The 4654-nt window shown below is 32.9% G+C and carries 5 protein-coding genes; 4 read left to right on the forward strand and 1 reads right to left on the reverse strand.

Going from position 1 to position 4654, the window contains the following annotated elements; translation table 11 throughout:
• The first annotated feature begins 194 nt into the window (after positions 1 to 194).
• From AC1DJR_RS22135 to AC1DJR_RS22150, 4 genes are read left to right on the forward strand one after another with little or no spacing between them, the layout of a single operon-like run.
• Positions 195 to 1181: a UDP-N-acetylglucosamine 4,6-dehydratase family protein gene (locus tag AC1DJR_RS22135; RefSeq protein ID WP_429691811.1), complete on the forward strand. Its 987-nt coding sequence runs from the start codon at positions 195 to 197 to the stop codon at positions 1179 to 1181.
• Positions 1178 to 2086 carry an SDR family oxidoreductase gene (locus AC1DJR_RS22140; protein WP_429686848.1) on the forward strand — a complete coding sequence of 303 codons (909 nt, stop codon included), beginning with the start codon at positions 1178 to 1180 and terminating at the stop codon, positions 2084 to 2086. Before AC1DJR_RS22135 ends, AC1DJR_RS22140 begins: the two co-directional genes overlap by 4 nt.
• On the forward strand, positions 2086 to 2430 hold the full coding sequence (locus AC1DJR_RS22145; protein WP_170972799.1) for a DUF6572 domain-containing protein: 345 nt from the start codon (positions 2086 to 2088) through the stop codon (positions 2428 to 2430). The genes AC1DJR_RS22140 and AC1DJR_RS22145 overlap by 1 nt, the downstream gene beginning before the upstream one ends.
• 48 nt (positions 2431 to 2478) lie before the next feature.
• Positions 2479 to 3543 (forward strand): undecaprenyldiphospho-muramoylpentapeptide beta-N-acetylglucosaminyltransferase, encoded by a 1065-nt coding sequence (locus AC1DJR_RS22150; RefSeq protein WP_477003506.1) that lies wholly within the window; start codon positions 2479 to 2481, stop codon positions 3541 to 3543.
• Here AC1DJR_RS22150 and AC1DJR_RS22155 read toward each other — a convergent pair.
• A partial coding sequence (locus AC1DJR_RS22155; RefSeq protein WP_477003507.1) for a putative bifunctional diguanylate cyclase/phosphodiesterase occupies positions 3520 to 4654 on the reverse strand: 1135 nt, incomplete at its 5' end. The two genes, AC1DJR_RS22150 and AC1DJR_RS22155, sit on opposite strands and share 24 nt — an antisense overlap.

A 4654-nucleotide genomic window follows, 5' to 3' on the forward strand; every position in this document is an offset into this window, starting at 1 on the left:
CATTCAAACAGTATAAAGAAAATCTAATTGCTAAGAAGTGAAATGAAAAACAGAAACTATTAAAAATAGTTTCTGTTTTTTTATTTTGTCAATTAAATGTAACAAACGACGATTATGATTTGAATCAATTGAAAATAATTCAATAACCTTAATAAATACAATTTGAATTGAAATGTATGGTAGGAGGAAAAGGAATGCTTAATAAAATAATTTTAATTACTGGTGGTACAGGTTCGTGGGGACATGAACTTATAAAACAACTATTAGAAAAATCACCGAAAGAAATTAGAGTTTTTTCAAGGAATGAAACGGTTCAGTTTGAAATGCAGCAACAGTTTATAAATGAAGAGAGATTRAAATTTATTATTGGAGATATTCGTGATAAAGAGCAACTAGTATATGCTTGCCAAGGTGTACATTATGTATTTCATCTTGCAGCTTTAAAGCATGTTCCAGTATGTGAATATTATCCTTATGAAGCTATAAAAACAAATATACATGGTACGCAAAATGTAATTGAAGCATCTATCCAGAATCAAGTTGAGAAAGTTATATATGTTTCAACTGATAAAGCGGCCGATCCATCAAATACGTATGGGATGACAAAAGCAATTGGTGAAAAATTAATGGTTCATGCGAATGTGCAAACGAAGAAAACAAAATTCATTTGTGTTCGTGGCGGAAATGTTTTAGGAACGAGTGGAAGTGTGGTACCGCTTTTTAAAAAGCAAATTAAGCAATCTTTAAAAGTAGGGATTACCGATGCAAATATGACTAGATTTTTCTTAACCATTGAAGATGCTGTTGGATTGTTATTTAAAGCAGCATCTGAAGGGAGAGGAGGAGAAATCTTTGTTATGAAAATGCCAGCATGTAAAATAACGGATTTAGCAGAAGTGCTGATTGAAGATTCGAAAAAAGAAAATGTGAAGATAAAAGAGGTAGGGATAAGACCWGGTGAAAAATTAAGTGAAATGCTTTTATCTGAGGTAGAGAGTAAAACAAGTATAAGTTTTGATCAAAATTATTTTGTGGTACTACCGACTATACCTATAGAAGGGCTTCAAGAATATTATGCTAGTTATCCGCTTGTGAATGTGAAGAACTTTAGCTCTCAACAAGACTTACTTGCAAAATATGAGGTGAAACAAATGTTAGAAAAAGGAGGGTTTTTACGATGAAAAGAAATGCGAGCCTTTTAATAACTGGTGCAAATGGCTTCACAGGACGTCATGCTTGCCAATATTTTTTAGAGCAGGGCTTTCATGTAATTCCTATGTTTCAAAATCGTTCACATAGAGAAAAAATCGAAAATGGTATTACTTGTGATTTAACAAATAAGAGTGAAGTAATGAAGGTAATTAAACAAATAAAACCAGACTATGTATTGCATTTAGCAGGAAGAAACTCAGTTAATGAGTCTTGGACAGCTTCTCTTGAATATATAGAGATTAACGTAATAGGGACTTTATATTTATTAGAAGCCATTAAGCAGGAAGCCTCGCATTGTAAAACATTAGTTATAGGATCTGCATTGCAAGCAGATAGTATGAAAAACATAAAAGTTTCAAATCCATATAGTTTAAGTAAAACTATGCAAGTCATTATTGCGGAGGCTTGGGGCGGATTAATGGATTCAAATATTATCATTGCAAAGCCCTCAAATTTAATTGGTCCAGGAGTATCGAATGGTGTTTGTTCAATTCTCGCAAAAAAAATGATAGATATACAGTTGGGGAAAAGTGAACCAATTATTGAAATAAACAGTTTGAAAGATAGTAGGGACTTTCTGGATGTACGTGATGCAGTTAAAGCGTATCATGTGTTATTACGTGATGGTATAAATGGAAAACAATATAATATTGGATCAGGAGTAAAACGCTCTTTATTAGATGTATTGGAACAATATAAAGGATTAACACAGTTGAATTTCACTATAAAAGAAACAGAGAATAGTGAGAGCGGCTCAAATGAAAGTTTAGTATTAGAGGATATAAAAAAGTTAGGTTGGGTTCCAGAAATCCCATTTCAGCAATCATTAAAAGATGTACTTGAGTATGCGAAGTGTAGTGACATCTGCATTTAATGAAAAATATAAAAGGATGTAAGAAATATATGAATTGTTATGAGACTATAAATAATCAAAATATGCTATCGCTTTCGATTGTTGATACGCTGGATTGGAAAGATGAAGAAGAACATGTTTTGCGCATCTATGAGGCGATAAATACATGTCGAGCATATGTGGAAAAGGTTAATCGAAAACCCAAAACAATATATACAGGAACTAGGCCTGTAATCCAAGTCTTTACTCAGTATGAATGTAGTGAGTATGGAAATGATTTTTATGAACTCATCAAAGATCTTTTGCAAGACATAGGTCTGGAGTTAAAGATTTATATAAATCATAGTAAGTTAATGTACATTTGAAAGATTACTATAAAGCTAGACTTTTAATGATAAAGGTGGATATAAGTTATGAATAAAAAGATTCTCTTTACTGGGGGCGGTACAGCCGGACACGTAATGATTAATATGGTATTGATTCCTAAATTTATGGAAAAAGGATGGGGAGTTGAGTATATTGGATCTCAAAATGGAATTGAAAAAGTATTAGTTCAAAATGTTAAGTACAATAGTATTTCAACGGGGAAGCTCCGGAGATATTGGGATTGGGAGAACTTTAAAGATCCTTTTAAAATTATAAAAGGCTGCTTACAAAGTTATAAATTAATTAAGAAAATAAAGCCTGACGTTATYTTTTCGGCAGGAGGATTTGTTTCAGTTCCTGTAGTAATAGGGGCATGGTTAAATAGTGTACCTATCGTAATACGTGAACCAGATAGCACGTTAGGACTTGCAAATAAAATAGCATTACCTTTTGCTACAAAACTATGCACAACATTCCCTCATACAGGGAAGAATGTAAGTAATGAGAAAAAGGTTTATGTAGGRCCAATTGTAAGGGAAGAAATTGAGAGAGGTAACGTATTACGAGGAAGAAGSTATTGTRAATTTCAGCAAGATAAACCGGTATTGTTAATAATGGGTGGGAGTCAAGGTGCTAAGTGGATAAATGATATGGTAAGGAAAAGTTTAGATACATTAATATTAAGTTTTAATATTGTTCATATGTGTGGTAAAGGGAAGGTGGATCCTTCTATCGGAATGGAAGGTTATATGCAATTTGAATATATAGGGGAAGAGTTGCCACATATACTGAATATGGCAAGTGTTGTAGTTTCCAGGGCTGGTTCTACTGCTATTTCTGAATTGTTATTTTTGAAGAAACCGATGTTGCTTATTCCGTTAACTAATGGTTCCAGTAGAGGGGATCAAGTTTTAAATGCTGACTATTTTTCTAGGCAAGGATATGCGGAAGTATTACTTCAAGATAGAATAAGCACCAGTACATTTACAGATGTGGTAAATAAGTTGTATGTAAATAAGGAGAGATATATTCAAAACATGAATGGATATAAGAAAACAAATGATGAGGGAATTCATCAATTAATAGATTTAATAAATGAAGTAGTTAAATAATAAAAAAAGGAATTTATTTTTTTGAAGGAAATTTACGTGTTCTTTCGTTTCTACGCCTTCAGCAATGACAGACATTCCTAATGTATTTGCTAATGTGATGATTGTTTTAATGATTTCCATTCCATCTTCACACGTTTCAGACATTGTAATAAATTCTCTTGGGATTTTTAACGTATCGATTGGATATAAAGGTAAGTAGGCTAGGGAAGAATAGCCTGTACCAAAGTCGTCGATTGAAATGTGAATCCCTAAACTTTTTAGTGTACGCAGTTTTATCAATGTTTCTCTCTCATCCATCATTGCAATTCGTTCTGTTAATTCTAGATCAAGGGAACTTGCTGGTAAGCCTGTAGTTGCTAAAGTAGAAGAAATAGATTTTACAAAGCCTTCTTGTTCAAATTCTTTAGCAGATAAATTTACCCCTATTTTTAAATGCGAATATCCGAGTGCGTGCCAACGTTTCATTTGCTCACAAGCCTGCTGTAATGTCCATTTTCCTATTGGAATAATTTGTAGTGTTTCTTCTGCAATCGGAATAAACTCGTATGGAGAAATAACACCTAATTCAGGATGATTCCACCTGATTAAAGCTTCTGCACCGATAATTTTATTAGATTCACTATCAACTTGAGGTTGATACAAAAGGAACAATTCTTCATTTTGTATTGCGTTTGGTAAATCTTTTTCTAATCGTAATCGTCTTTCGATTTTTTTAGCGATTACATCGTCATAAATAGAGACAGAGTTAAGCTCTTTTGCCTTTGCATCATACATTGCAACATTAGCATTTTTCAGAAGTGTAGCGGTATCGATTCCGGAATGTGGATAAATGGAGATACCGATACTCAGTGATAAAGTTAATTTATGCTCATGTATGACAAACGGCTTTTCCATGCTTTCAAATAATTGGTTACATAACTCGAATAAGGAATCTTCGTCAGTATAGTTTTCAATTAAGATTGTAAACTCATCACCACCGATTCTTGACAGATGAGTATGTGATGGAAGACATGATTGGAAACGTTTTGCTACTTCTTCTAATATGTAATCACCTGACGAATGTCCAAGTGTATCGTTAATTACTTTAAAGCGATCTAAATCTAAATATAAT

The sequence above is a fragment of the Bacillus sp. 05T31 genome (assembly GCF_056396725.1).